This window comes from Klebsiella sp. G-Nf4 (assembly GCF_002810615.1).
In the GTDB taxonomy this organism is placed as follows: domain Bacteria; phylum Pseudomonadota; class Gammaproteobacteria; order Enterobacterales; family Enterobacteriaceae; genus Klebsiella; species Klebsiella variicola.
Genome location: NZ_PION01000011.1, coordinates 179,011 through 204,446, shown reverse-complemented (window position 1 = coordinate 204,446; position 25,436 = coordinate 179,011). Strand labels below are relative to the sequence as shown.

Genomic DNA, 25,436 nt, shown 5'->3' with positions numbered 1-25,436 from the left:
GCGCGCGCGGTCCATCGCCTGTCTGGTCGCCGTTTTGTCTTCACGATCACGCGTCCGGTAACACGCATTTTTAACACGATTCAGCGTGATACAGATCGCAAAATCCCCCGGTAAAAACCCGTTTGATAGTGGCTACCGTCGTAACCAAACGTCAAACAGGTGATCTGATGAAGAGTGTTATTCCCCGCGCCGTCCTTTTAGTGGCCCCCGTAATTGAAACCCTGCAGCTGCAGCTGGCGGAGCATTTCCCGCTGCTGCGTCTCTACGAGCAGGACGACCCGATCGCCTTTCTGCGTGAGCAAGGTGAGAACATTGCCGTCGTGGTCACTCGCGGCGACGTCGGCGTAGCAAACAGCGTCCTTGAGTTGCTGCCTCAGGCTGGGCTGATTGCCATCTTCGGCGTCGGTACCGATGCGGTGGATCTGACGTATACCCGCTCGCGGCAAATTGCCGTCACCATCACCTCCGGGGTGTTGACGAATGATGTCGCTGACCTGGCGATGGGGCTGCTGCTGGCCGGTTCCCGTCAGCTCTGTCAGGGCGATCGCTTTGTCCGCGAGGGACGCTGGCTGAGCGGTGGTATGCCGTTGGCGACTCAGGTGAGCGGGAAGCGTATCGGCCTGCTGGGTATGGGGAATATTGGCCAGGCGATCGCCCGCCGGGCGCGGGGTTTTGATATGCAGGTGCTGTATACCGACCGTAAAAAGATTGCGGGCCTCGATTATCAGTGGTGTGCCGACCTGCATACCCTGGCGCATGAGAGCGATTTTTTGGTGATTGCCGCATCCGGCGGCGAGGCGAACCGCGGCATCATCGACGCCTCGGTGTTTAACGTGATGCCGGCGCATGCCTGGCTTATCAATATTGCCCGCGGTTCGCTGGTGGATGAAAAGGCGTTGATCCACGCGTTACAAAACGGCGTTATCGCCGGGGCCGGGCTCGATGTTTTCGAACAGGAACCCCAGGTCCCGGCGGCGCTGATCGCCCTCGATAACGTGGTGCTGCAGCCGCATGTCGCCAGCGCCACGCAGGAAACACGACAGAAAATGAGCGAAGTGGTTTTTGCTAACGTCGCCGCCTGGTTTGCCGGCGCAGCGCTGCCAAACGCTATCGATTAATTAGCTTTTTATTTCTGTACCCGCGCGATCTCAATCAAAACAATAACCTCTGCATAGAGAGTGCAAATATATGAACGAGAAAATTCCCAGCACCCGTTGGCTGCGTATCATTGTGCCGGTGTTAATTGCCTGCATTATGTCATTTATGGATCGGGTTAATATTAGCTTTGCCCTGCCGGGCGGCATGGAGGCCGATTTAGGCATTACCAGCCAAATGGCCGGCGTGGCCAGCGGTATTTTTTTTATTGGTTATTTATTTTTGCAAATTCCCGGTGGGCGAATTGCGGTTAACGGCAGCGGTAAAAAATTTATTGCCTGGTCGCTGGTAGCCTGGGCTATCGTTTCCGTGGCGACAGGGTTTGTGACTCATCAATATCAGCTGCTGGTGCTGCGATTTATTCTCGGGGTATCGGAAGGGGGAATGCTGCCGGTAGTGCTGACCATGGTCAGCAACTGGTTTCCGGAAAAAGAGCTGGGTCGCGCGAACGCGTTTGTGATGATGTTTGCCCCGCTCGGCGGTATGCTCACCGCGCCGGTCTCCGGCGCCATTATTGCGGCGCTTGACTGGCGCTGGCTGTTTATCATCGAAGGGCTGTTGTCGCTGGTGGTGCTGGTTGTGTGGTGGTTTATGATCAGCGACCGTCCGCAAGAGGCCCACTGGTTGCCCGCCCGCGAGCGTGACTATCTGGTGACCACCCTGGCCGCCGAGCGTGCGGCGAAGCAGGCCGAAGCCCCAGTCAGCAAGGCGCCGGTGAAGGATGTGTTTGGTAATGCCGGACTGATGAAGCTGGTGATCCTCAATTTTTTCTACCAGACCGGGGATTATGGCTACACGCTGTGGCTGCCGACCATTCTGAAGGGGTTAACCGGCGGCAACATGGCCAGCGTTGGCTTCCTGGCGGTGCTGCCGTTTGTCGCCACGCTGGCCGGGATCTATGTGATTTCGTTGTTCAGCGACCACAGCGGTAAGCGTCGTCTGTGGGTTCGCTTCTCGCTCTACAGTTTTGCGGCAGCGCTGGTGGCGTCGGTGGTGCTGCGCGACCATATGGTGGCGGCCTATATCGCGCTGGTGATCTGCGGCTTCTTTCTCAAATCGGCTACCAGTCCGTTCTGGTCGATGCCGGGGCGTATCGCTTCGCCGGAGGTGGCGGGCAGCGCACGCGGGGTGATCAATGGCCTGGGCAATCTCGGCGGATTCTGTGGCCCCTATCTGGTGGGCGTGATGATGTATCTCTACGGCCAGAATGTGGCGGTCTGCGCCCTGGCCGGTTCGTTGATTATCGCCGGCACAATGACCTTTCTGCTACCGAAGCAATGCGATCTGGTCGACAGCGATTCTGATGTGGCGATCAAGAATCAACCCCGAAATGCGTAACCCACTGCGACATAAATCACAGTTATCATTGTAAGCCGTTGGCTTAACTGTCTACACTCTTGCTGATTATGACAAGAGCAAACACAGGCCAATCAATGATTCTGATAATTTATGCGCATCCTTATCCGCAGCATTCTCATGCGAATAAGCGAATGCTTGAACAGGCAGGGACGCTTGAAGGCGTAGAGATACGCTCCCTCTATCAACTCTATCCCGACTTTAATATCGATGTCGCCGCCGAGCAGGCGGCGCTGGCCCGTGCCGATCTGGTTATCTGGCAGCATCCCATGCAGTGGTATAGCGTGCCGCCGCTGCTGAAGCTGTGGATGGATAAAGTGCTGGCGCACGGCTGGGCCTATGGTCACAACGGTATTGCCCTGCGCGGTAAATCGCTGATGTGGGCGGTGACCACCGGCGGCGGTGAAAGCCACTTTGACATCGGCTCATTCCCTGGTTTTCCGGTGCTGGCGCAGCCGTTGCAGGCAACCGCGCTTTATTGCGGAATGAAATGGCTGCCGCCGTTCGCCATGCACTGCACCTTTATCTGCGATGACGAAACGCTGCAGGCGCAGGCCCGCCACTATCGTCAACGCTTAATCGACTGGCAGGAGGCACACCAGAATGGATAGCCATACCCTGATACAAGCGCTGATTTACCTGGGCGCCGCGGCGCTGATTGTGCCCATCGCCGTCCGCCTGGGGCTGGGGTCGGTGCTGGGCTATCTGATCGCTGGCTGTATTATCGGCCCGTGGGGGCTGCGGCTGGTGACCGATGCCGAGTCGATTCTGCACTTTGCCGAGATCGGCGTGGTACTGATGCTGTTCGTGATTGGTCTGGAGCTGGATCCGCAGCGACTGTGGAAGCTACGCGCCTCGGTGTTCGGCGGCGGCGCGCTGCAGATGGTGGCCTGCGGGGTATTGATTGGCCTGTTCTGTATGCTGCTGGGCCTGCGCTGGCAGGTGGCCGAGCTGATAGGCATGACCCTGGCGCTCTCTTCCACTGCCATTGCGATGCAAGCGATGAATGAGCGCAATCTGACGGTGTCGCAGATGGGGCGGAGCGCCTTCGCGGTGCTGCTGTTCCAGGATATCGCGGCGATCCCGTTGGTGGCGATGATCCCGCTGCTGGCGGCCAGCGGCGGCGCTACTTCGCTGGTGGCGTTTGCTATCTCTGCGCTGAAGGTGGCCGCGGCGCTGGCGCTGGTGGTGGCCCTGGGGCGCTATCTGACCCGTCCGCTGCTGCGCTTTGTCGCCCGTTCCGGCCTGCGCGAAGTGTTCAGCGCCGTGGCGCTGTTCCTGGTCTTCGGCTTTGGATTGCTGCTGGAGGAAGTCGGGCTGTCAATGGCGATGGGGGCGTTTCTCGCCGGGGTGCTGCTGGCCAGCTCCGAGTATCGCCATGCGCTGGAGAGCGATATCGAGCCGTTTAAAGGGCTGCTGCTGGGGCTGTTCTTTATTGGCGTCGGCATGTCGATTGATTTCGGCACTCTCGTGACCCATCCGCTGCGGATCGTTATTTTGCTGCTCGGTTTCCTGGCGATAAAAATGCTGATGCTGTGGCTTATCGCCAGGCCGCTGGGCGTGCCACGCGCCCAGCGCCGCTGGTTTGCGGTGCTACTGGGGCAGGGAAGCGAGTTCGCGTTTGTGGTCTTTGGCGCCGCGCGGATGGCGGATGTGCTGGACGGTGAATGGGCAAAGGCGCTGACCCTGGCGGTAGCGCTGTCGATGGCGGCAACGCCAGTCCTGCTGGTCCTGCTGACTCGCCTGGAGAAATCGGCCAGCGGCCAGGCGCGCGATGCTGACGAGATTGATGAAGAGCAGCCGCGGGTGATTGTCGCCGGCTTTGGTCGCTACGGGCAAATAGCCGGTCGTGTGCTGCTCTCCAGCGGAGTGAAAATGGTGATCCTCGATCACGACCCGGATCATGTTGATACCCTGCGCAAATTTGATATGAAGGTTTTCTACGGTGATGCCACCCGGGTCGACCTGCTGGAGTCGGCTGGCGCTGAAAAGGCGGAAGTGCTGATCAATGCCATCGACGATCCGCACGTCAGCCTTGAGCTGGTGGAGAGGGTGAAAGAGCATTTTCCGCATCTGCAGATTATCTCCCGCGCCCGCGATGTCGATCATTACATCAAGCTGCGCCAGGCTGGCGTCGAGGCCCCGGAGCGTGAAACCTTTGAGGCGGCGCTGAAGTCCGGCCGGATGACGCTGGAGGCGCTGGGGCTCGGCGCGTATGAAGCCCGCGAGCGGGCCGATCTGTTCCGTCGTTTCAACCTGCAGATGGTTGAAGAGATGGTGGCGATGGCGGAAAACGACGCGGCGTCGCGGGTGGCGGTCTTCAAGCGGACCAGCGATATGCTCACCGGCATCATTAACGAAGATCGTCATCATCTGTCGCTGGTGCAGCGTCACGGCTGGCAGGGGACGGAAGAGGGCAGGCACACCGGGGATATTGCCGATGAGCCGGAAAATAAGCCCTCAGCCTGACGCTCGCCAGTAACATTTTGTTTTCCGTTTAGAACCGGTTCTGGCGGCCCACGGTGTGAACGTGGGCTTGCCAGCAAATCAGAAAATTTTCTTATTCTTTACCTTCCGGCCAGTCGACGAAGTAGTACGCTTTCCGTATAGTGGCGACAATTTTTTGCACTCGGGAATGAATGAATGATCAGTCTGATTGCGGCGTTAGCGGTAGATCGCGTCATTGGTATGGAAAACGCCATGCCATGGAACCTGCCTGCCGATCTCGCCTGGTTCAAACGCAACACGTTAAATAAGCCGGTGGTGATGGGGCGTCTGACCTGGGAATCCATTGGGCGCCCGTTGCCGGGGCGTAAAAATATCGTGATCAGCAGCAAACCCGGCAGCGACGATCGCGTGCAGTGGGTCTCCTCAGTGGAGGAAGCGATTGCTGCCTGCGGTGATGTGGAAGAGATTATGGTGATCGGCGGCGGCCGCGTTTATGAGCAGTTCCTGCCGAAAGCGCATAAGCTCTATCTGACCCACATTGATGCGGAAGTGGAAGGCGATACCCATTTCCCGGATTACGATCCGGACGAGTGGGAGTCGGTGTTCAGCGAGTTTCATGACGCTGACGCGCAGAACTCCCACAGCTACTGCTTTGAGATCCTCGAACGCCGTTAAGCGGGAAGGATAGCAATGAAAAAACCCCGGTCGCGCCTGGCGTGACCGGGGTTTTCTTTTGCGTGAATTCCGCGACGATTGCGCACTCAGTATCTCGTCATATTTCCCGTCGCGGGCTTCGTCTTTCGGGAGCGCTGCCCGGGCGACAAATCGCAAGGAAATGTAGCCCGGATAAGGCGCAACGCGCCGCCATCCGGGAAGACTCAGGAAGCGACGGCTTCGCCTTCGTCGAGGCTTTTCTGGCGGTTCGACGGCTGGGTGAAGTACTGCTTATCTTCCCAGCGCAGGCAGGTGAGTTCACCGCCCCAGCAGCAGCCCGTATCCAGGGCGTAAATCCCCTCCGGCGTACCGCGTCCCTCCAGTGAAGCCCAGTGGCCAAAGGCAATGCTGTAGGCATTGCTGACCGGGCCAGGAATGGCAAACCACGGCTTCAGCGGCGCCGGGGCGTCCTCGGGCGCCTCTTTCGAATACATATCCAGCTGGCCGTTCGGGAAGCAGTAGCGCATGCGGGTAAAGGCATTAGAGATAAAGCGCAGGCGCGCCAGACCACTCAGCTCGTTGCTCCAGTGATTCGGCATGTCGCCATACATGGCATCGAGGAAGAAAGGGTAGGAGTCGCTGGAGAGCACCGCTTCTACATCGCGCGCGCACTGCTGGGCGGTCTCCAGATCCCACTGCGGCGTGATGCCCGCGTGGGCCATCACCAGCTTTTTCTCTTCATCCACCTGCAGCAGCGGCTGGCGACGCAGCCAGTTGAGCAACTCATCGGCATCCGGGGCTTCCAGCAAGGATTTCAGACGATCCTTCGGCTTGTTACGGCTGATACCGGCGAAGACGGCCAGCAGGTGGAGGTCATGGTTGCCCAGCACCAGTCGCACACAGTCGCCCAGAGATTTGACATAGCGCAGGACCTCCAGCGACCCCGGGCCACGGGCCACCAGATCGCCGGTCAGCCATAGCGTATCGGTGCTCGGGTCGAATTCAACCTGCGCTAATAATGCGATCAGTTCATCGTAGCAACCGTGAACGTCGCCAATAAGGTATGTTGACATTGTTTTAATGAATGAGCGTTGGAACTGCGAGACGGAACACAGGGATCTCGATACGGAACGGCGCGCCGTCGATATCGATCATCTCATAATGACCCTGCATGGTTCCCAGCGGCGTTTCGATGACCGCGCCGCTGGTATATTGATATTCACCGCCAGCGGGAATATGCGGTTGCTCGCCGACCACCCCTTCACCCTGCACTTCAGTCTCACGACCGTGGCCGTTAGTGATGAGCCAGTAGCGGCCAAGCAGCTGAACCTGACTCCGCCCCAGATTGCGAATGGTGACCGTATAAGCGAAGACGTAACGCTCTTCTTCCGGAGAAGACTGCGATTCGATATAGACGCTTTGCACCTGAACGCAAACACGAGGCGAATTAATCATGGTTAGCTCTCCTTCGAAGGCAGATTGTTGGATAACCAGTTGGCCATCTTACAGTACTGCTCTACAGAAATATTTTCCGCACGCACTGCCGGGTCGACGCCCAGCTCGGTCAGCACTTCAACGCTAAACAGATTGCCGAGACTATTGCGGATGGTCTTACGGCGCTGGTTGAAGGCTTCGGTGGTGATGCGGCTCAGTACCCGGATCTCTTTTACCGGATACGGCATGGTGCGGTGCGGCACCAGGCGAACCACCGCGGAGTCGACTTTAGGCGGCGGGGTAAACGCGCTCGGCGGCACTTCGAGTACCGGGATCACCTGGCAATAATATTGCGCCATCACGCTTAACCGACCATACGCCTTACTGTTCGGCCCGGCAACCAGACGATTGACCACTTCCTTCTGCAGCATAAAGTGCATATCGGCAATGGCATCAGTATAGCTGAACAGATGGAACATTAGCGGCGTCGAGATATTGTACGGCAGGTTACCGAAGACGCGCAGCGGCTGGCCCATTTTCTCCGCCAGTTCGGCGAAGTTCATGGTCATCGCATCCTGCTGATAGATGGTCAGCTTCGGTCCGAGGAACGGGTGCGTCTGCAGGCGAGCTGCCAGATCGCGGTCCAGTTCGATAACGGTCAGCTGGTCAAGACGTTCGCCGACCGGCTCGGTCAGCGCGGCGAGACCTGGGCCGATTTCAACCATCGCCTGGCCTTTCTGGGGATTAATCGCCGAGACGATGCTGTCGATCACAAACTGATCGTTGAGGAAGTTCTGCCCGAAGCGTTTACGGGCTAAATGGCCCTGATGGACTCGATTATTCATTGGGTATTAACAATCATTTTGATGGCGAGATTAAGCGCCGTGATAAAACTGCCGACGTCCGCTTTTCCCTGACCCGCTAATTCCAGTGCGGTGCCGTGGTCGACGGAGGTACGAATAAAAGGTAAACCGAGCGTAATGTTCACGCCACGGCCAAAGCCCTGGTATTTTAGCACGGGCAGGCCTTGATCGTGGTACATCGCGAGTACCGCATCGGCATGGTCAAGGTATTTGGGCTGAAAGAGGGTATCTGCCGGCAGCGGACCGCTGAGGTTCATCCCCTTCGCGCGCATCTCTTCCAGCACCGGAATGATGGTATCTATCTCTTCCGTGCCCATATGGCCGCCTTCGCCAGCGTGCGGGTTAAGCCCGCAAACCAGCACATGCGGCTGGGCAATGCCAAATTTCGTGCGCAGATCGTGATCGAGAATGGTGATGATCTCGCGCAGCAGCTCGGGCGTTATCGCTTCGCTGATGGCCTTCAACGGCAGATGGGTCGTCACCAGCGCCACCCGCAGCTCCTCGGTCGCCAGCATCATCACCACTTTGCTGGCCTTCGCGCGCTCTTCGAAGAACTCGGTATGACCGGTGAAGGCGATGCCGGCGTCGTTGATGTTGCCTTTGTGCACCGGGCCGGTCACTAACGCCGCAAATTCGCCGCTAAGGCAGCCGTCGCAAGCGCGCGCCAGCGTTTCCACGACATAGGCGCCGTTTTGCACGCTCAGCACGCCGGGTTCCGCCGGAACGTTCAGCGGTACGTTAAGCAGCGTTAGCGTACCAGCGCGTTGCGGAACGGACGGTTGCGCAGGATCGTATGGGCGGAGAGATAAAGGAAGACCGAGCCGCTGGGCTCGGTCAGTTAACAGGGCGCCGTCGGCGCAGATCACCAGCTCAACTGGCCAGTCGCGCTGGGCAAGCTGCACGACCAGGTCAGGGCCAATCCCGGCGGGTTCGCCGGGAGTGATGACAACTTTACGGATTTCAGGCATCGATATTAGTTGCTCAGAATTTTAACATACGCACTGGCGCGCTGTTCCTGCATCCAGGTTGCCGCTTCTTCAGAGAATTTGCGGTTCATCAGCATGCGGTATGCACGATCTTTCTGCGCGGCATCGGTTCTGTCGACCTGACGGCTATCCAGCAGTTCGATCAGATGCCAGCCGAAGGAAGAGTGCACCGGTCCGCTGGTCTGCCCTTTGTTCAGACGCATCAGCGCATCGCGGAATGCCGGATCGAAGATATCCGGTGTCGCCCAACCTAAATCACCGCCCTGGTTCGCCGAGCCCGGATCTTCAGAGAACGCTTTCGCCGCTTTGGCGAAGGTGGTTTTCCCGCTCTTAATGTCAGCCGCGATCTGTTCCAGCTTGGCCTGGGCCTGGGCATCGTTCATGATCGGCGACGGCTTAAGCAGAATATGACGGGCATGGACTTCGGTGACGGAGATGTTCTGAGTCCCGCCGCGCAGGTCGTTGACTTTCAGAATGTGGAAGCCGACGCCAGAGCGAATCGGGCCGACGATATCCCCTTTTTTGGCGGTGCTTAACGCCTGGGCGAAAATACCTGGCAGCTCCTGGATACGACCCCAGCCCATCTGGCCTCCCTTCAGCGCCTGTTGGTCAGCGGAGTAGGTGATGGCCAGTTTACCGAAGTTGGCGCCGTTACGCGCTTGCTCAACGATGGAATTCGCTTGCTCCTGGGCTGCGGCAACCTCATCCGCGGTCGGGTTTTCCGCCAGCGGGATCAGGATGTGGCTCAGGTTTAGCTCGGTGCTGGCATCGTTCTGGTCGCCAATCTGTTTTGCCAGCGCTTCGACTTCCTGCGGCAGCACGGTGATACGACGACGCACTTCATTGTTACGCACTTCCGAAATCAGCATCTCTTTGCGGATCTGGCTACGGTAGGTGTTGTAGTTGATGCCTTCATAGGCCAGACGGCTGCGCATCTGATCCATGGTCATATTGTTTTGTTTAGCGATGTTGGCGATGGCCTGATCGAGCTGGTCGTCAGAGACCTTCACGCCCATCTTCTGCCCCAACTGCAATACGATCTGGTCCATGATCAGTCTTTCGAGGATTTGATGGCGCAGGGTCGCGTCATCCGGCAGCTGTTGGCCAGCCTGACCCGCATTGAGCTTAACTGATTGCATCAAACCATCGACGTCGCTTTCCAGCACGACGCCATTATTGACGACGGCCGCTACTTTATCGACCACCTGAGGGGCAGCGAAACTGGTATTCGCGATCATGGCGATACCGAGAAGCAGCGTTTTCCAGTTCTTCATACTTTTTCCATTTCAATTAACCGCAAATGCGGACGATGTTGTAAACCAGCCGCATCACAGGGAGCTCTGGTACGGTAAAATGTTCGAACGCAGCATCTGCTGGGTGCCGAGGCCGTAGTTAGAGCTCAGACCGCGCAATTCAATATTGATTCCGAAGGTGTTGTCGTATTTGCTCTCGCCGCCGTTGTTGTTGCTATCCCAGCCGTTGACTTTACGTTCGTAGCCAAGACGGATGGCGTAGCAGCAGGAGTTATACTGAACACCCAACATCTGGTTTGCTGCTTTCCGGGTATTGGTATCGAAGTAGTATGCCCCGACCACGGACCAGCGATCGACGATCGGCCAGCTGGCGGTCATCCCCACTTGCGAAATACCCTGTTTATATTGTGCCGCCGTGGAATATGACGGCAGTGTAGCCTGAATATATTCCGGGCTGGCGTAACGATAGTTAAGCTGAACTAAGCGGTTTTCATCACGACGGTATTCAATGGTGCCGTTACCGGTGGCGACGTTATCCAGACGGGTGTCGTACTGGATCCCCCCGCGTAAGCCCCAGTCATCGGCGATGCGCCAGTAGGTATCTCCGGCCCATACCAGTGAACCCGTGGTGTCGTTGTTCTCCCAGTTGATGTTGTCATCACCGGTGCGTGACTCGGTGAAATAGTAGATTTGACCAACGGAAATATTAAAACGTTCCACGGCGGCGGCATCATACACGCGAGAGGTGATGCCGGTGGTGACCTGGTTGGCTGACGCGATGCGGTCCAGACCGCTGTAGGTACGGTCGCGGAACAGGCCGCTGTAGTCTGACTGCAGTAGCGTGGAGTCGTAGCTGCCGATTTCACTCTGATCGCGGTACGGCACGTACAGATACTGCATGCGCGGTTCCAGCGTCTGAGTGAATCCCTCCTGCAGGTCGCGCTCAAAGACCATTTTACCGTCGACTTTAAACTGCGGCATTACGCGGCTGACGGACTCTTTGTAGTTGGTACCGTTGGCGGCGTTGTAATCATCGAGGTTGCTCTGCTGGTAGTGGGTCGCCAGCAGCTTGGCTTCAGTATTCAGACTACCCCAGCCGTTGGACAGCGGCAGGTTGATCGTCGGTTCGAAGTGAACACGGGTCGCTTCCGGCATGTTGTTATTCGAGTTAACAAAGTGAGCGACCTGGCTGTACAGATGGGTATCGAACGGACCGACATCGTTCTGGTAGTAGTTGATGTCCAGCTGCGGCTCAGCCGAGTAGGAGTTGCTCGATTCCCGGTTAAAGACCTGGAACTGCTTGGTCGATACCGTCGCGTCAAAGTTCTGGTTGACGTAACCTGCGCTGAATTTCTGCGTCGCATAGCCATCGGTACTGGAACCATATTTCGAGCTGAAATCGCTGAAATAGTCTGGATCGCTCACCTTGGTGTAGTCAGCGTTCAGACGCCACACCTGATCGATAACCCCGGAGTGGTTCCAGTAGAACAGCCAGCGGCGGCTGTTGCTGTCTTTGGAGTGGTCGTCTTCGTAGACTTTATCCGATGGCAGGTAGTCGAATTCGGTTAAGCCGCTGCCGAGCTGGGTCAGATAGCGGAATTCGTTTTCCCACATCACGCCGCCGCGTTTGTTCATATAGTGCGGGGTGATGGTGGCATCGAAGTTCGGCGCGATATTCCAGTAGTACGGCAGGGAGAATTCCACACCGTTTTTGGTACTGTATTTAGCGTTCGGGATCAGGAAACCGGAACGACGTTTATCGCCCACTGGCAACTGCAGGTAAGGGCTGTAGAAAATCGGTACCGAGCCCAGCTTAAAGCGGGCGTTCCAGATCTCGGCAACCTGCTCTTCACGGTCGTGGATGACTTCGCTGCCCACGACGCTCCAGGTGTCTGAGCCCGGCAAACAGGAGGTAAAGCTGCCGTTTTCCAGAATGGTATAGCGGTTTTCGCCGCGCTGTTTCATCAGATCGGCGGTGCCACGCCCCTGGCGTCCGACCATTTGATAATCGCCCTGCCAGACGTTGGTGTCTTTGGTGTTCAGGTTTGACCAGGCTTTAGGCCCTTTGAGGATCACCTGGTTATCGTCGTAATGGACGTTGCCCAGCGCATCCACCGTTCGCACCGGTTGCGCCTGGCCTGCTGCCTGCTGCTGATGCAGCTGAACTTCGTCGGCACGGAGGCGGCTGTTCCCTTGATTAATGTCGACGTTACCGGTGAAGACGGCATTATCAGGGTAGTTGCCCTTCGCATGATCGGCATTAATCGTCACCGGCAACTCGCCGGGTCTCCCTTCCACGAGTGGACGATCAAAGCTTGGCACGCCAAGCATACATTGCGTTGCGAGATCGGCAGCGAGGCCTTGTTGGCTATACAAGGCGCTGGCAATCATCGTAGCCAGGAGGCTGGGAATACGTTTTTTCATACGTTGTATTTATTGTTCCATCATCTTGTGGCAGCGGCTTGCAAACGGTCAGAGCCTAACTTACTCAACTTTATCACGCTAGTGTTAATCCTGCCCGTTTCGAGCCCGAGCGTTAGGCACCCTGTTGAATGACGAGTATGATAAAGCAAATTATAGGCTATGTCCCACAATTGACCGAGGCGCGAGTGCCGGGTAACGTGCGGTCATATTCGAGCTTAACGGCGATAAACAGTTGGGGAGTCTATGCAGTATTTGGGTAAAGTGATTGGCGTGGCGGTGGCTTTGCTGATGGGCGGTGGGTTTTGGGGCGTCGTGCTCGGCTTCCTGGTGGGCCATATGTTTGACCGGGCGCGCAGCCGCCGGTTGAATCTCTTCGCTAATCAACAGGAACGCCAGTCGCTCTTCTTTTCCACCACTTTTGAAGTGATGGGGCATCTGACCAAATCCAAGGGCCGCGTCACCGAAGCCGATATTCATGTCGCCAATGTGCTGATGGATCGCATGAACCTGCACGGCGCATCGCGTACGGCGGCACAGCAGGCGTTTCGCGACGGTAAAGCCGACAACTATCCGCTGCGCGAGAAGATGCGTCAGCTACGCAGCGTCTGCTTTGGCCGCTTCGATCTGATTCGGATGTTTCTGGAAATTCAGCTGCAGGCCGCGTTTGCTGATGGCGAATTGCACCCTAACGAACGTGAAGTGCTGTTCGTCATCGCTGACGAGCTTGGCATCTCCCGCGCCCAGTTCGATCAGTTCCTGCGGATGATGCAGGGCGGCGCCCAGTTCGGCGGTGGTGCGCAGCAGCAATCGTATGGTCAGCACGGCGGCAATGCCGGCTGGCAGCAGGCGCAGCGTGGGCCAACCCTCGAAGATGCCTGCAATGTGCTGGGGGTGAAACCGACCGATGACGCGGCGACGGTGAAGCGCGCCTATCGTAAGCTGATGAACGAACATCACCCGGACAAGCTGGTGGCAAAAGGGCTGCCGCCGGAAATGATGGAGATGGCCAAACAGAAAGCCCAGGAGATCCAGAAGGCCTGGGAGCTGATCAAAGAGCAGCGCGGCTTCTGAGTTTTCCTGCCCCTCCCGTCCGGCGAGGGGCTTTAGCTTTTAGGCTGCGCGCGTCGGTACAGCCGCCGCGGATGGCCGATTTTTCCGTACAGCATCTCCACTTCCAGAAAGCCGGTCTCAACGCCGTGTTCCAGATAGCGCCGGGCGGTGGTTTTGCTGAGCCCGGCGGCGCTGACCACCTCATCGACGGAAAAACAGTGCGCTTCCCGACCGCTAAACAGCCCCTGCACCAGCGCCAGCGTCTTCTCTTCAATGCCCTTACTGCCATTATCCACGCGATAGTTCTTAGCCTGCAGTTGATAGAGCGAATCGACGTTCTGCTGATCAACGATTTTCCATTCCCGCTGCTGATCGTAAAACTGGATAAAGCGCTCAAGCGACTGGCTCAGCCGCTTCCACGAAACGGGCTTGAGGATATAGTCGAAGGCGCCGTTACGGATCGCCAGGCTGCAGGTTTCCATATCGCTGGCGGCGGTGATAAAGATCACCGAGCAATGGGTGGTCGCCAGCACCGGGTCAGTCATCAGCGTGACGCCTTTGCCGTCCGGTAAATAATTATCCAGCAGCACCAGCTGCGGCGGACTGGCGTGGAGCAGTTGCCGCGCCTGAGCGAGGGAGGCCGCCATGCCTGCCAGCCGCAGTCGCGGGTGTTTTTGCACAAGCTCGGCGTGCAGGCGCGCCAGCTCGCTCTCATCTTCAATGATCAGCACATCGACCAGGTCATGATGCATCGTGGGCCTCCGTTTGCGGACAGGCGGGCGCATCGGCCGGGATAAACAGGGTAAAGATGGCTCCCCGCGGCGCGTTGTCAGCGACTTCGATGGTGCCGCCCGCCTGAGTGACATAATGTTCAATAAGATACAGACCAATGCCGTGATCGCCACGGGTTTTGGTGGTCACGCCACGCTCAAAAATGCGGTCGCGAATATCAGGACGGATGCCGACGCCGCGGTCGGCCACTTCGATGATCAGCTCCCGGGCGTTGAGCTGAATCAGTACTTCCACGGGCTCGTGCGGAAGCTCGGCGCGCTGCGTGGCTTCGATGGCGTTATCCAGCAGGTTGCCGATAATGGAGATCAGTTCGGATTCCTTCAACGACGGCAGCGGACGATCGATACGGCAGGCCGGGTCGAAGCTCAGTTCAACCCCTTTTTCGCGAGCACGGGTGGCCTTGCCCAACAGCAGGCCGCACAACGTCGGCGAGTGGAAGTGCGAGGAGATGAAGTCCAGCAGCTCCTGGGCATGCTCCGACTGGGCCTGAATATAGCGGATCGCTTCGTCATAGTGGCCCATATGCAGCAGGCCGGAGAGGGTGGTCATCCGGTTGAGCTGCTCGTGGCGCATGATGCGCAGGTTGTCGACATAGCGCTTCACCTGGCTGAGCTGGGCGGTGAGGGCATTGATTTCGTTGCGGTCGCGGAAGGTGATCACCCAGCCCTGCAGCGTATTCTCCAGCATAATGCGCACCCGGCTGGCGAGCACGGTCAGCTGGTTGAAGCGGCACAGTTCGTCATGGGTGTCACGCTCGAGCATGTCGTCGCTGGCGAAAAACGGCTGCGGCGAAATGACGCTGTCGATCGACTGGCCGCGCAGCTGGCGGGCAGGCTGGCTGAGCTCCAGCAGGCTGCGGGCGGCATGGTTAATCACCTCAATGCGCCGCTGGTGATCGATGACAATCACCCCTTCAAAGATAGACTCCATCATTGCCTTTTGCTGACGTACCAACAGGCCTATCTCTCGCGGCTCGAGCGAAAAAATCTGCTTCTTGATACTGCGGGTAAAATACCAGGAGAAGATAAACAGGGCGATGAGCAGCAGGACGGCGGCTATAAAAATATTGATCACTTTGGTCAGCGTGATGCTGTCGAGATAGCTGGTGAGGTAGCCAACGGAGACAATACCGATCACCCGCCCCTCGTCATCGACGATGGGCGTTTTGCTGCGCAGCGAGACGCCCAGGCCGCCTTTGCGAATGGTGGTGATGGTGTGCCCCTCCAGTACCGCCTGGTTGTCGCCGCCGACCAGCCGCGTGCCAACCCACTCCGGATGGACGGAGTGAAACAGATGCACGCCCTGGCGGTCGCCGATGACGATAAAACTGGCATCGCTATGGGCGGCGATTTGCTGCATAAACGCCCGAATCGCCTGCGGGTCGTGCTGGCTGACCTGCTGGCGTAAATTAGGCATCAGGGCTATCTCTTCGGCCTGAATTTTGGCCCGGCCACTCATTTCCTGATACAGCTGGCGGCTGGCATCAAAATAATAATAAATGCCCAGCGCAATAAAGAGGACCGAGAAAAAGGCGACCAGCGAAATAAACAGCTTATATTGAAAAGATACTTTCATAGGTCCCGGACAGCGTATTCACCATACCGGCACTCTATCATTTTTCTGTCACGTGACGTAAATGTTAAGGAAAAGTTGTGATCGCCTGCGCAGGCGCTGACTGTCGGCGGGGGGCTCGACGGAAATAACGCGTCAGAGAGAATAAACACCATAAAAACCACGACAATAAATCAGAGATATATCACCCCTGCGCGGTTCCGCGAATAGAAACCATAAAAACCATAGTGACCATTAAAACTTCTTTTTTAATCTGGGGAGCTTCACATTAACGACGCCGCTGTCCCTTTACGCTGAAAATGAATAATAACGACAGGGCTGAATTTATGAGCACCACAGACAATGCATTCTCTGCAACCCTTGAACCGATCAATACGCCGAAAACCACGCTGAAGCAGCGCTGGTGGCACATCATGGATAACTGGAAGGTAGGGATCGTCCCGCTGCCGCTGTTTTTGCTGGCCGGGGGGCTGATTGCCCTCGACTGCCTTGGCGGTAAACTGCCGAGCGATATCGTGGTGATGGTGGCCACCCTGGCTTTCTTTGGCTTCGCCTGCGGCGAGTTTGGTAAGCGCCTGCCGGTGCTGGGGAAACTCGGCGCGGCGGCGATCTGCGCCACTTTTATCCCTTCCGCGCTGGTCCACTACGGTCTGCTGCCGGACGTGGTCGTGGAATCCACGACTAAATTCTATAAATCCACCAACATCCTCTATCTCTACATCTGCTGCATCATCGTCGGCAGCATCATGAGTATGAACCGTACCACGCTGATTCAGGGCTTTCTGAAGATCTTCTTCCCGATGCTGTGCGGCGAAGTGGTTGGCATGCTGGTGGGCATCGGCGTCGGCACGCTGCTGGGCATGGAGCCGTTCCAGGTGTTCTTCTTTATCGTGCTGCCGATCATGGCCGGTGGCGTGGGGGAAGGGGCGATCCCGTTGTCGATGGGTTACGCCGCGCTGATGCATATGGAGCAGGGCGTGGCACTGGGCCGGATATTGCCGATGGTGATGCTCGGCAGTCTGACGGCGATCGTTATCTCCGGCTGCCTCAACCAGCTCGGCAAGCGTTCCCCGCATCTCACCGGTGAAGGACAACTCATGCCGAACCGCAGTAATGAAACCCGTAGCCTCGGCGAGAGCGAAGGCGTGAGCGGCAAAACCGACGTCGGGACCCTGGCCTCCGGCGCGTTGCTGGCGGTGCTGCTGTATATGATGGGGATGCTTGGCCACAAGCTGATTGGCCTGCCGGCGCCGGTGGGCATGCTGTTCCTCGCGGTGCTGTTAAAGCTGGCTAACGTGGTGTCGCCGCGCCTGCAGGAGGGATCGCAGATGGTGTATAAATTCTTCCGCACCGCGGTGACTTACCCGATCCTCTTTGCCGTCGGCGTGGCGATCACCCCGTGGCAGGAGCTGGTAAACGCCTTCACGCTGACCAACCTGCTGGTGATCGTCAGTACCGTCTCGGCGCTGGTGGCGACGGGGTTCTTTGTGGGTAAAAAAATAGGGATGCACCCGATCGATGTGGCGATTGTCTCCTGTTGCCAGAGCGGGCAGGGCGGCACCGGCGATGTGGCGATCCTGACCGCCGGTAACCGCATGAGCCTGATGCCGTTCGCGCAGATCGCTACCCGGATCGGCGGGGCGATAAATGTCTCGCTGGGACTGCTGTTCCTCAGCCACTATCTGGCGTGATTAAACGCTGCGCTAAGCGATAAATCTGCCATTTTCCGCTACAGAACGCAGAAAATATCTGCGTTCTGTATCCTAAATGCTCCTCATTTAGCGTTACAATCAGCGCGCGATCGGCTATCGCATCCATCATCATGACAGCCCAGGCGCTGTCGCATTTATCATATGTAGGAGAGGAATTAATGTCAGTGGATACTCCCGCCCAGGCGGGCGTCAGCATCGATGCATTGCTGGCGGCGAAAGAGCAGCGTGCAGCCCGCCAGGCTGACTGGCTGGCCCATTATCAGCAGCCTGTTATTTCCCTGACCCTGGTGACCCCGGGGGCGGTGAAAGACAGCATTCGCTATCGCAACATGATGGGCGTTGCCCTCCAGGCCTGCGACCAACTGCTGTGGAAGCACCGCTGGCAAGCGCTGGATCGTCAGGTGCTGTGGTTGCCGACCGGGCCCGAAGCGCTGTGGTGCGTGGCGCACCCGGCCAGCGAAATCAAAGCGATGTGCAGTACGCTGGAGCAGAGCCATCCGCTGGGACGCCTGTGGGATATCGATGTGATCTGTCCACAGAACGGGCAGGTAGGTCGTCAGTCGCTGGGTGAGTCGCAGCGCCGCTGTCTGCTGTGTGATGAGCCTGCGCACGCCTGCGCGCGCAGCCGTCGACACGACACCGATCTCGTCGTGGCGCGCGTTGAGCAGATGATTGATGCGTGGTTTGCCCGCGACTAACGGGTCAGTATTCCCCGGCGGCAAGGCGGCACCGGGGACGTCCTAAAAGTCGACCGGCGCGCGAAAGGTCATCGCGTTGCCGTAGGCAGGGTGGGTGATGGTGAGCGTCTCGGCGTGCAGCAGCAGACGCGGGGCCATCGCCAGCGCCTCCGGCGTGGCGTAAAAGCGGTCGCCGAGAATCGGATGCCCCAGCGCCAGCATATGCACGCGCAGCTGGTGCGAACGTCCGGTAATCGGCTTCAGGCGCACGCGGGCGGTATTATCCTCTGCGTACTCCAGCACCTCATATTCGGTTTGCGCCGCTTTGCCGGTTTCATAGCACACCTTCTGCTTTGGCCGGTTCGGCCAGTCGCAAATCAGCGGTAAATCCACCAGACCTTCCGCCGGCTGCGGATGTCCCCAGACGCGGGCGACGTACTGCTTTTTCGGCTCGCGCTCGCGGAACTGACGTTTCAGTTCACGCTCCGCGGCCTTATTCAGTGCCACCACAATCACACCGCTGGTGGCCATATCAAGGCGATGCACCGATTCGGCCTGCGGGAAGTCGCGCTGAATGCGCGTCATCACGCTGTCTTTATGCTCATCAAGACGACCGGGTACGGACAACAAGCCGCTTGGCTTGTTGACCACCATGATGTGCTCATCCTGATACAGGATCACCAGCCAGGGATCCTGCGGCGGATTGTAGTTTTCCATCGCCATTTCGCGTTCCGTTACTGGTGGGTGACGACGATCAGACGCAGGGCGTCCAGACGCCACCCGGCCTGTCCCAGCGCCTCCAGCACCTGCTGACGGTTGCTTTCGATCGCCGCCAGTTCGTCGTCACGGATGTTCGGGTTCACCGCCTTCAGCGCTTCCAGGCGCGACAGTTCCGCTGTCAGTTTATCATCGGCTTCGCGACGCGCCGCGTCGATCAGCGTCTGCGCCGCTTTGGCGATCTGCGCTTCGCCCTGCTGCAGAATCGCGTGAACGTCCTGCTGCACCGCGTTGACCAGTTTGCTGCCGGTGTGGCGGTTAACCGCGCTCAGCTGGCGGTTGAAGCTTTCAAACTCCACCTGGCCGGCGAGGTTGTTGCCGTTTTTATCCAGCAACATGCGGACCGGCGTCGCTGGCAGGAAGCGGTTAAGCTGCAGCTGTTTCGGCGCCTGCGCTTCGACCACGTAGATCAGCTCCAGCAGCAGGGTGCCGACCGGCAGCGCCTTATTCTTCAGCAGGGAAATGGTGCTGCTGCCGGTATCGCCGGAAAGGATCAGATCCAGACCGTTGCGGATCAGCGGGTGTTCCCAGGTGATAAACTGCGCATCTTCACGCGACAGCGCCACGTCACGCTCGAAGGTGATGGTGCAACCGTCTTCCGGCAGGCCCGGGAAGTCCGGGACCAGCATATGGTCGGAAGGGGTCAGGACGATCAGGTTTTCACCGCGGTCATCCTGGTTGATGCCGACGATATCGAACAGGTTCATCGAGAAGGCGATCAGGCTGGTGTCGTCATCCTGCTCTTCGATGCTCTCCGCCAGGGCCTGGGCCTTCTCGCCACCGTTAGAATGGATCTCCAGCAGGCGGTCACGGCCCTGCTCCAGCTGCGCCTTCAGGGCGTCATGCTGCTGGCGGCAGGATTTGATCAGATCGTCAAAGCCGTCGGTGGATTCCGGTGCTGCAAGGTAGTTGATCAGTTCATCATGGACGCTGTCGTAGACGGTCCGACCGGTCGGGCAGGTATGTTCGAAGGCGTCGAGGCCTTCGTGATACCAGCGCACCAGCACCGACTGCGCGGTCTTTTCCAGGTATGGAACGTGGATCTGGATATCGTGTGCCTGGCCGATACGGTCGAGACGGCCGATACGCTGCTCAAGCAGATCCGGGTTAAACGGCAGATCGAACATCACCAGGTTGCTGGCGAACTGGAAGTTACGTCCTTCGGAGCCGATTTCGGAGCACAGCAGCACCTGGGCGCCGGTGTCTTCTTCGGCAAACCACGCCGCGGCGCGGTCGCGTTCGATAATCGACATCCCTTCATGGAACACCGCGGCGCGGATGCCTTCGCGCTCGCGCAGCACCTGCTCCAGCTGTAGCGCGGTGGCGGCTTTGGCGCAAATCACCAGTACCTTCTGCGAGCGATGGCTGGTCAGGTAGCCCATCAGCCACTCGACACGCGGGTCGAAGTTCCACCAGGTACCGGTATCGCCTTCAAATTCCTGATAGATCTGCTCCGGATAGAGCATGTCGCGCGCGCGCTCTTCCGCGGTTTTGCGGGCGCCCATAATACCGGAGACTTTGATGGCCGTCTGGTACTGGGTCGGCAGCGGCAGACGAATGGTGTGCAGCTCGCGTTTCGGGAAGCCTTTGACGCCGTTACGGGTGTTACGGAACAGCACGCGGCTGGTGCCGTGGCGGTCCATCAGCATGGAGACCAGCTCCTGGCGCGCCGCCTGAGCGTCTTCGCGATCGCTGTTAGCAGCCTGCAGCAGTGGCTCGATATCCTGCTCGCCGATCAGATCGCCAAGGGTATTGAGTTCATTATCGCTCAGCGTGTTGCCTGCCAGCAGCAGGGCGACGGCGTCGGCGACCGGGCGGTAGTTTTGCTGTTCTTCAACAAACTGCTCGAAATCGTGGAAGCGGTTTGGATCCAGCAGACGCAGACGCGCAAAGTGGCTCTCCATACCCAGCTGTTCCGGCGTCGCGGTCAGCAGCAGAATGCCCGGCACGCGTTCGGCCAGCTGTTCGATCGCCTGATATTCACGGCTCGGCGCCTCTTCGCTCCACACCAGATGGTGCGCTTCATCGACCACCATCAGGTCCCACTCGGCGTCGCACAGGTGCTCCAGACGCTGCTTACTGCGGCGCACGAAGTCTAAAGAGCAGATCACCAGCTGTTCGGTTTCAAACGGGTTGTAGGCATCGTGCTGCGCTTCGGCATAGCGCTCGTCGTCGAACAGCGAGAAGCGCAGGTTGAAGCGGCGCAGCATTTCCACCAGCCACTGGTGCTGGAGGGTTTCCGGGACCACGATCAGCACGCGCTCGGCGGCGCCGGAGAGCAGCTGCTGATGCAGGATCATCCCGGCTTCAATGGTTTTACCTAAGCCCACTTCATCAGCCAGCAGGACGCGCGGCGCGTGACGACGGCCCACATCGTGGGCGATATTCAGCTGATGCGGGATCAGGCTGGTGCGCTGGCCGCGCAGGCCGCTCCACGGCATGCGGTACTGTTCGCTCTGGAACTTACGCGCGCGGTAGCGCAGGGCAAAGCGGTCCATACGGTCAATTTGACCGGCAAACAAGCGGTCCTGCGGCTTGCTGAACACCAGTTTGCTGTCGAGCAGCACTTCACGCAGAGTCACGTTAGCTTCCTCGGTGTCCAGCCGGGTACCGGTGTAGGACAGCAGCCCGTTCTCTTCATTCACTTCGTCAACGTGGAGCTGCCAGCCTTCGTGGCTGGTGATGGTGTCTCCCGGGTTAAACATCACGCGGGTGATCGGGGAATCGTTGCGAGAATACAGACGGTTTTCGCCGATGGCGGGGAAAAGGAGAGTGACCATGCGCGCATCCAGCGCTACCACCGTTCCTAATCCTAGTTCGCTCTCTGTGTCGCTAATCCAGCGTTGACCAAGTGTAAAAGGCATATGTGTTCGGCTCTTTGTTCTTTAATTGCAGGCAATAGTTGATCATCTCCATGAATAATCGGAGATACGTCAAAATTGGGGCCAGGAATGGAAAGGGCGCTATATTACTGGATGGAGGAACGTTCGTCACCTCCTCCGCACCCTTCATTTTTCGGCTTTTGTGCCTGTGGAAGGGGTGAGAAAAAATCAAAATAGTCCCAGCTGCCCTGTCACTATTGTAGCAAAGTCATCGTTGACGAAGGGCAGGATCCCTTCCGCCACTGGCTGCAACTGCTTTGTTAAATAGTGATCATAATCGAGCGGCGACAGCTGGTAATCCACCGGCTCCGGGCCGCTGGTGGTCCAGACGTATTTAATGGTGCCGCGCTGCTGATACTGCTGCGCACGTCCCCGCTTCAGGTTGTGCTCATCGGCAAGCCTGGCCGCGCGTACGTGCGGCGGTACGTTGCGTTGATACTCGGCCAGCGGTCGGCGCAGGCGCTTGCGGTAAATCAGCTGTTCGTCGAGCTCGCCGTTCATCAGCCTGGCGATAGTCTCCCGCACATAGTCCTGATACGGCTGGTTGCGGAAGATGCGCAGATATAACTCCTGTTGGAACTGCTGGGCCAGCGGCGTCCAGTCGGTACGCACCGTCTCCAGACCCTTAAACACCATGCGCTGGGCATCGCCCTCCTGAATCATCCCGGCATAGCGCTTCTTGCTGCCAGTATCGGCGCCGCGGATCGTCGGCATTAAAAAGCGGCAGAAGTGGGTTTCATACTCCAGCTCCAGGGTGCTGGTCAGTTGGCTTTTGCCAAGCTCCTGCGCCCACCAGGTATTGACGTCGCTGACCAGCTCGCGGCCGATTTCTGCGGCCTGCGCTTCGCTGTGCGGGCGTTTCAGCCAGACGAAGGTGGAGTCGGTATCGCCGTAGATAACGTCGTAGCCTTTGGCTTCAATTAACGCTTTGGTCTGGCGCATGATCGCGTGGCCGCGCATGGTAATTGACGAGGCGAGACGCGGGTCGAAGAAGCGGCAGGCGCTGGTGCCCAGCACGCCGTAGAAGGCGTTCATGATGATCTTCAGCGCCTGGGAGAGCGGCTTATTATGCTGGCGTTTGGCTTCATCGCGGCCGTGCCAGATCTGCCCGACGATCCCCGGCAGGCAGTGCTTGTCGCGCGAGAAGCGGGCGCCGAGAAAGCCCTCGGTACTGTGCTGGTCATCGGGTTGCGCCAGGCCTTCCACCAGGCCGACCGGATCGATTAGAAAGGTACGAATAATCGACGGATACAGGCTTTTGTAGTCCAGCACCAGCACCGAGTCATACAGACCGGGGCGGGAGTCCATCACGTAGCCACCGGGGCTGGCCTGCGGGGGGACGTCGCCGAGATTCGGCGCCACGTAGCCCAGGCGGTGCATGCGCGGGAAGTAAAGATGGCTGAAGGCGGCGACCGAACCGCCGTGGCGATCGGCGGGCAGGCCGTTAACCGTCGCTCGTTCGAGCAAAAACGGCATGATCTCGGTTTTATGGAAGATCCGCGTGACCAGCTCGCAATCCTGCAGGTTATAGGTTGCCAGCGCCGGTTTGTCTTCATGGAAGCGGCGATCGATCTCGTCCATCCGATCCCACGGGTTGTCAATGGCTTTACCTTCACCCAGCAGTTCGCGGGCCACGGCCTCCAGTGAAAAGGAGGAGAAATTCCAGAACGCCGATTTTAGCGCGTCGATGCCGTCGATAATCAGCCGCCCGCAGGCCTGGGCGAAAAAGACGCCGTTCTTAAAACCGTGCTCGCGCCACTCCAGCTCACTGTTGCCGCGGCCAAGACGCAGGGGGATGCGGTAGCGCTCGGCGTGCTTTTGCAGGACGCGGAGATCGAACTGCACCACGTTCCAGCCGATCAGCACGTCGGGGTCGTGTTCGGCAAACCAGGCGTTGAGCTTTTCCAGCAGCAGGGGGCGGCTGGCGATGTAGACCAGCTCGAAGTTGACGTCTGGCGGCGTTTCCGGTTCGGGGCCCAGCATGTAGACCACCCGCTGGCCGCAGCCTTCCAGCCCGATGCAGTACAGCTCGCCGTGGCGGCTGGTTTCGATATCCAGCGACACCCATCTCAGCGGCGGGCGATAGTCAGGGTTCGGTTTCATGCGCGCGTTGACCAGCTGCGAGCCGCGCGTTTCGCCTTCCACCCACACCGGGGCGGTAATAAAGCGCTCCATCAGGTAGCGCTCCGGCGGGCGGATATCGCCCTCGTAGACGGTGACGCCGCTGTCGCGGAGCATCTTCTCCAGACGCATCAATTGACGATGGGCGCGGCAGTAGAGGCCGACAACCGGTTGCCGGTGGAAATCTTTCAGGGCCAGCGGCGCGAAGCGGAAGCCTTTCTCCCCCTGCAACAGCCGTTCAGCCTGCGCCCGCTGCGCTTCGGGGATAAAGGCAACGGACTCCTGCGGCGGGAGTGTGACTTGCAGCGGGCCGTCGTCGGTGGCCAGCCAGAAGGAGAGCTCGGTGCCCTGCGGGGTGTCCCGCCAGTGACGGGTGAGTAAAAAACCTGCTCGTGGCTGGGTCACGGGTATTCTCGCCGATAAAAAACCAGGCCTGATTATAGCCTGGTTTCTCAATAGGTGCTGGGGTTTTATACAGTTATTCGGTGCTAAGGTGGCCCCGGATTGCGGCTTGCGCCTTATCCGGTCTACCAGACGGTGGCGAGCAGGGTGATTATTGGCCGTAGTAGGCTTTAGCCCCGTGCTTACGCAGATAGTGCTTATCGAGCAGCGTTTGTTGCATATCCGGCAACTGCGGCGCCAGCTGGCGGCAGAAGATGCCCATATAGGCGATCTCTTCCAGCACGATGGCGTTATGCACTGCGTCTTCGGCATTCTTACCCCACGCAAACGGGCCGTGGGAATGCACCAGCACGCCGGGCATCTGCGCCGGGTCGATTCCCTGCTGACGGAAAGTTTCGACAATTACGTTGCCGGTTTCCCACTCATATTCGCCGTTGATCTCCGCATCGGTCATCAACCGGGTGCAGGGGACCGGGCCATAGAAATAGTCAGCGTGGGTGGTACCGGTCGCTGGAATGGATTGCCCGGCCTGCGCCCAGATGGTGGCGTGGCGTGAATGGGTATGCACAATACCACCCAGCGTCGGGAAGGCCTGATACAGCAGGCGATGAGTTGGGGTATCCGACGAGGGCTTCTTATTGCCTTCCACCACCTCGCCAGTCTCCAGACTGACCACCACCATATCGTCGGCGGTCATCACGCGGTAATCCACGCCGGAGGGTTTGATAACCAGAACGCCCTGGTCGCGGTCGACGGCGCTGACGTTGCCCCAGGTTAAGGTCACCAGATTATGCTGCGGCAGCGCTAAGTTGGCTTCCAGAACCTGGCGTTTAAGATCTTCTAACATAATGTGCTCCGAATAGCAGGCGAGTCGGGTA

General features: G+C 58.5%; 20 protein-coding genes. 8 read left to right on the top strand and 12 right to left on the bottom strand.

Translation table 11 applies throughout. The features are described 5' to 3' along the window. The first annotated feature begins 167 nt into the window (after positions 1-167). From CWM57_RS21595 to folA, 5 genes are all read left to right on the top strand, one after another. The gene (locus CWM57_RS21595) at positions 168-1,118 is read left to right on the top strand and encodes a 2-hydroxyacid dehydrogenase (RefSeq protein WP_074386894.1); all 951 of its coding nucleotides are present in this window, start codon (positions 168-170) and stop codon (positions 1,116-1,118) included. Positions 1,119-1,188: 70 nt separating this feature from the next. Then, a complete protein-coding gene (locus CWM57_RS21590) occupies positions 1,189-2,493 on the top strand; it encodes an MFS transporter (RefSeq protein WP_032756190.1) in 1,305 nt (434 codons plus the stop codon). 95 nt (positions 2,494-2,588) lie between these two features. Beyond that, entirely contained in the window at positions 2,589-3,122 is a 534-nt protein-coding gene (kefF, locus tag CWM57_RS21585; protein WP_008807478.1) for a glutathione-regulated potassium-efflux system oxidoreductase KefF, read from the top strand. Next, on the top strand, positions 3,115-4,980 hold the full coding sequence (gene kefC, locus CWM57_RS21580; protein ID WP_074386893.1) for a glutathione-regulated potassium-efflux system protein KefC: 1,866 nt from the start codon (positions 3,115-3,117) through the stop codon (positions 4,978-4,980). The genes kefF and kefC overlap by 8 nt, the downstream gene beginning before the upstream one ends. Before the next feature lie 174 nt (positions 4,981-5,154). Continuing rightward, complete coding sequence (folA, locus tag CWM57_RS21570; RefSeq protein ID WP_008807476.1) at positions 5,155-5,634, top strand: type 3 dihydrofolate reductase; 480 nt, start codon at positions 5,155-5,157, stop codon at positions 5,632-5,634. Positions 5,635-5,837: 203 nt separating this feature from the next. Here the strand turns inward: folA and apaH are convergent, their stop codons facing one another. The 6 genes from apaH to lptD are packed head-to-tail and all read right to left on the bottom strand — an operon-like array spanning position 5,838 to position 12,573. Beyond that, complete coding sequence (gene apaH / locus CWM57_RS21565; protein WP_061155796.1) at positions 5,838-6,686, bottom strand: bis(5'-nucleosyl)-tetraphosphatase (symmetrical) ApaH; 849 nt, start codon at positions 6,684-6,686, stop codon at positions 5,838-5,840. Between the two features lie 4 nt (positions 6,687-6,690). Continuing rightward, a complete protein-coding gene (gene apaG, locus CWM57_RS21560; RefSeq protein WP_004204274.1) occupies positions 6,691-7,068 on the bottom strand; it encodes a Co2+/Mg2+ efflux protein ApaG in 378 nt (125 codons plus the stop codon). Between the two features lie 2 nt (positions 7,069-7,070). Next, entirely contained in the window at positions 7,071-7,892 is an 822-nt protein-coding gene (gene rsmA / locus CWM57_RS21555) for a 16S rRNA (adenine(1518)-N(6)/adenine(1519)-N(6))-dimethyltransferase RsmA (RefSeq protein ID WP_061155795.1), read from the bottom strand. After that, a complete protein-coding gene (gene pdxA, locus CWM57_RS21550; protein ID WP_100676351.1) occupies positions 7,889-8,878 on the bottom strand; it encodes a 4-hydroxythreonine-4-phosphate dehydrogenase PdxA in 990 nt (329 codons plus the stop codon). The genes rsmA and pdxA overlap by 4 nt, the downstream gene beginning before the upstream one ends. Before the next feature lie 5 nt (positions 8,879-8,883). Further along, positions 8,884-10,170, bottom strand: coding sequence for a peptidylprolyl isomerase SurA (gene surA / locus CWM57_RS21545; RefSeq protein ID WP_061155793.1), 1,287 nt, complete (start codon positions 10,168-10,170; stop codon positions 8,884-8,886). A gap of 54 nt (positions 10,171-10,224) precedes the next feature. Continuing rightward, positions 10,225-12,573 carry an LPS assembly protein LptD gene (gene lptD, locus CWM57_RS21540; protein ID WP_061155792.1) on the bottom strand — a complete coding sequence of 783 codons (2,349 nt, stop codon included), beginning with the start codon at positions 12,571-12,573 and terminating at the stop codon, positions 10,225-10,227. Positions 12,574-12,816: 243 nt separating this feature from the next. Here lptD and djlA point away from each other — a divergent pair, with 243 nt between their 5' ends. Next, complete coding sequence (djlA, locus tag CWM57_RS21535) at positions 12,817-13,644, top strand: co-chaperone DjlA (protein WP_074386885.1); 828 nt, start codon at positions 12,817-12,819, stop codon at positions 13,642-13,644. Positions 13,645-13,676: 32 nt separating this feature from the next. Here the strand turns inward: djlA and CWM57_RS21530 are convergent, their stop codons facing one another. Then, positions 13,677-14,375, bottom strand: coding sequence for a response regulator (locus CWM57_RS21530; RefSeq protein WP_074386884.1), 699 nt, complete (start codon positions 14,373-14,375; stop codon positions 13,677-13,679). Next, positions 14,365-15,990 carry a sensor histidine kinase gene (locus CWM57_RS21525; RefSeq protein WP_061155789.1) on the bottom strand — a complete coding sequence of 542 codons (1,626 nt, stop codon included), beginning with the start codon at positions 15,988-15,990 and terminating at the stop codon, positions 14,365-14,367. The genes CWM57_RS21530 and CWM57_RS21525 overlap by 11 nt, the downstream gene beginning before the upstream one ends. Before the next feature lie 323 nt (positions 15,991-16,313). On the opposite strand from CWM57_RS21525, the gene CWM57_RS21520 reads away from it, so the two are divergent. Together CWM57_RS21520 and citX are read left to right on the top strand one after the other, a co-directional pair. Continuing rightward, on the top strand, positions 16,314-17,678 hold the full coding sequence (locus tag CWM57_RS21520) for a 2-hydroxycarboxylate transporter family protein (RefSeq protein WP_008807467.1): 1,365 nt from the start codon (positions 16,314-16,316) through the stop codon (positions 17,676-17,678). Between the two features lie 179 nt (positions 17,679-17,857). Continuing rightward, positions 17,858-18,397 (top strand): citrate lyase holo-[acyl-carrier protein] synthase, encoded by a 540-nt coding sequence (gene citX / locus CWM57_RS21510; RefSeq protein ID WP_008807466.1) that lies wholly within the window; start codon positions 17,858-17,860, stop codon positions 18,395-18,397. 42 nt (positions 18,398-18,439) lie between these two features. Here the strand turns inward: citX and rluA are convergent, their stop codons facing one another. From rluA to araD, 4 genes are all read right to left on the bottom strand, one after another. After that, positions 18,440-19,099 (bottom strand): bifunctional tRNA pseudouridine(32) synthase/23S rRNA pseudouridine(746) synthase RluA, encoded by a 660-nt coding sequence (gene rluA / locus CWM57_RS21505; protein WP_074386882.1) that lies wholly within the window; start codon positions 19,097-19,099, stop codon positions 18,440-18,442. Between the two features lie 11 nt (positions 19,100-19,110). Continuing rightward, complete coding sequence (gene rapA, locus CWM57_RS21500; RefSeq protein WP_061155787.1) at positions 19,111-22,017, bottom strand: RNA polymerase-associated protein RapA; 2,907 nt, start codon at positions 22,015-22,017, stop codon at positions 19,111-19,113. A gap of 186 nt (positions 22,018-22,203) precedes the next feature. Beyond that, complete coding sequence (polB, locus tag CWM57_RS21490) at positions 22,204-24,561, bottom strand: DNA polymerase II (protein WP_100676350.1); 2,358 nt, start codon at positions 24,559-24,561, stop codon at positions 22,204-22,206. 148 nt (positions 24,562-24,709) lie between these two features. Next, a complete protein-coding gene (araD, locus tag CWM57_RS21485; protein ID WP_012968949.1) occupies positions 24,710-25,405 on the bottom strand; it encodes an L-ribulose-5-phosphate 4-epimerase in 696 nt (231 codons plus the stop codon). Positions 25,406-25,436: the final 31 nt, after the last annotated feature.

Bases quoted from the DNA above. Each gene is read 5' to 3' on its own strand.
- apaG (WP_004204274.1), bottom strand. From the start codon at position 7,068: ATGATTAATTCGCCTCGTGTTTGCGTTCAGGTGCAAAGCGTCTATATC.
- kefF (WP_008807478.1), top strand. From the start codon at position 2,589: ATGATTCTGATAATTTATGCGCATCCTTATCCGCAGCATTCTCATGCG.
- CWM57_RS21525 (WP_061155789.1), bottom strand. From the start codon at position 15,990: ATGAAAGTATCTTTTCAATATAAGCTGTTTATTTCGCTGGTCGCCTTT.
- rsmA (WP_061155795.1), bottom strand. From the start codon at position 7,892: ATGAATAATCGAGTCCATCAGGGCCATTTAGCCCGTAAACGCTTCGGG.
- CWM57_RS21530 (WP_074386884.1), bottom strand. From the start codon at position 14,375: ATGCATCATGACCTGGTCGATGTGCTGATCATTGAAGATGAGAGCGAG.
- folA (WP_008807476.1), top strand. From the start codon at position 5,155: ATGATCAGTCTGATTGCGGCGTTAGCGGTAGATCGCGTCATTGGTATG.
- rluA (WP_074386882.1), bottom strand. From the start codon at position 19,099: ATGGCGATGGAAAACTACAATCCGCCGCAGGATCCCTGGCTGGTGATC.
- CWM57_RS21520 (WP_008807467.1), top strand. From the start codon at position 16,314: ATGAGCACCACAGACAATGCATTCTCTGCAACCCTTGAACCGATCAAT.
- kefC (WP_074386893.1), top strand. From the start codon at position 3,115: ATGGATAGCCATACCCTGATACAAGCGCTGATTTACCTGGGCGCCGCG.
- djlA (WP_074386885.1), top strand. From the start codon at position 12,817: ATGCAGTATTTGGGTAAAGTGATTGGCGTGGCGGTGGCTTTGCTGATG.
- lptD (WP_061155792.1), bottom strand. From the start codon at position 12,573: ATGAAAAAACGTATTCCCAGCCTCCTGGCTACGATGATTGCCAGCGCC.
- CWM57_RS21595 (WP_074386894.1), top strand. From the start codon at position 168: ATGAAGAGTGTTATTCCCCGCGCCGTCCTTTTAGTGGCCCCCGTAATT.
- apaH (WP_061155796.1), bottom strand. From the start codon at position 6,686: ATGTCAACATACCTTATTGGCGACGTTCACGGTTGCTACGATGAACTG.
- citX (WP_008807466.1), top strand. From the start codon at position 17,858: ATGTCAGTGGATACTCCCGCCCAGGCGGGCGTCAGCATCGATGCATTG.
- pdxA (WP_100676351.1), bottom strand. From the start codon at position 8,878: ATGCCTGAAATCCGTAAAGTTGTCATCACTCCCGGCGAACCCGCCGGG.
- CWM57_RS21590 (WP_032756190.1), top strand. From the start codon at position 1,189: ATGAACGAGAAAATTCCCAGCACCCGTTGGCTGCGTATCATTGTGCCG.
- araD (WP_012968949.1), bottom strand. From the start codon at position 25,405: ATGTTAGAAGATCTTAAACGCCAGGTTCTGGAAGCCAACTTAGCGCTG.
- rapA (WP_061155787.1), bottom strand. From the start codon at position 22,017: ATGCCTTTTACACTTGGTCAACGCTGGATTAGCGACACAGAGAGCGAA.
- surA (WP_061155793.1), bottom strand. From the start codon at position 10,170: ATGAAGAACTGGAAAACGCTGCTTCTCGGTATCGCCATGATCGCGAAT.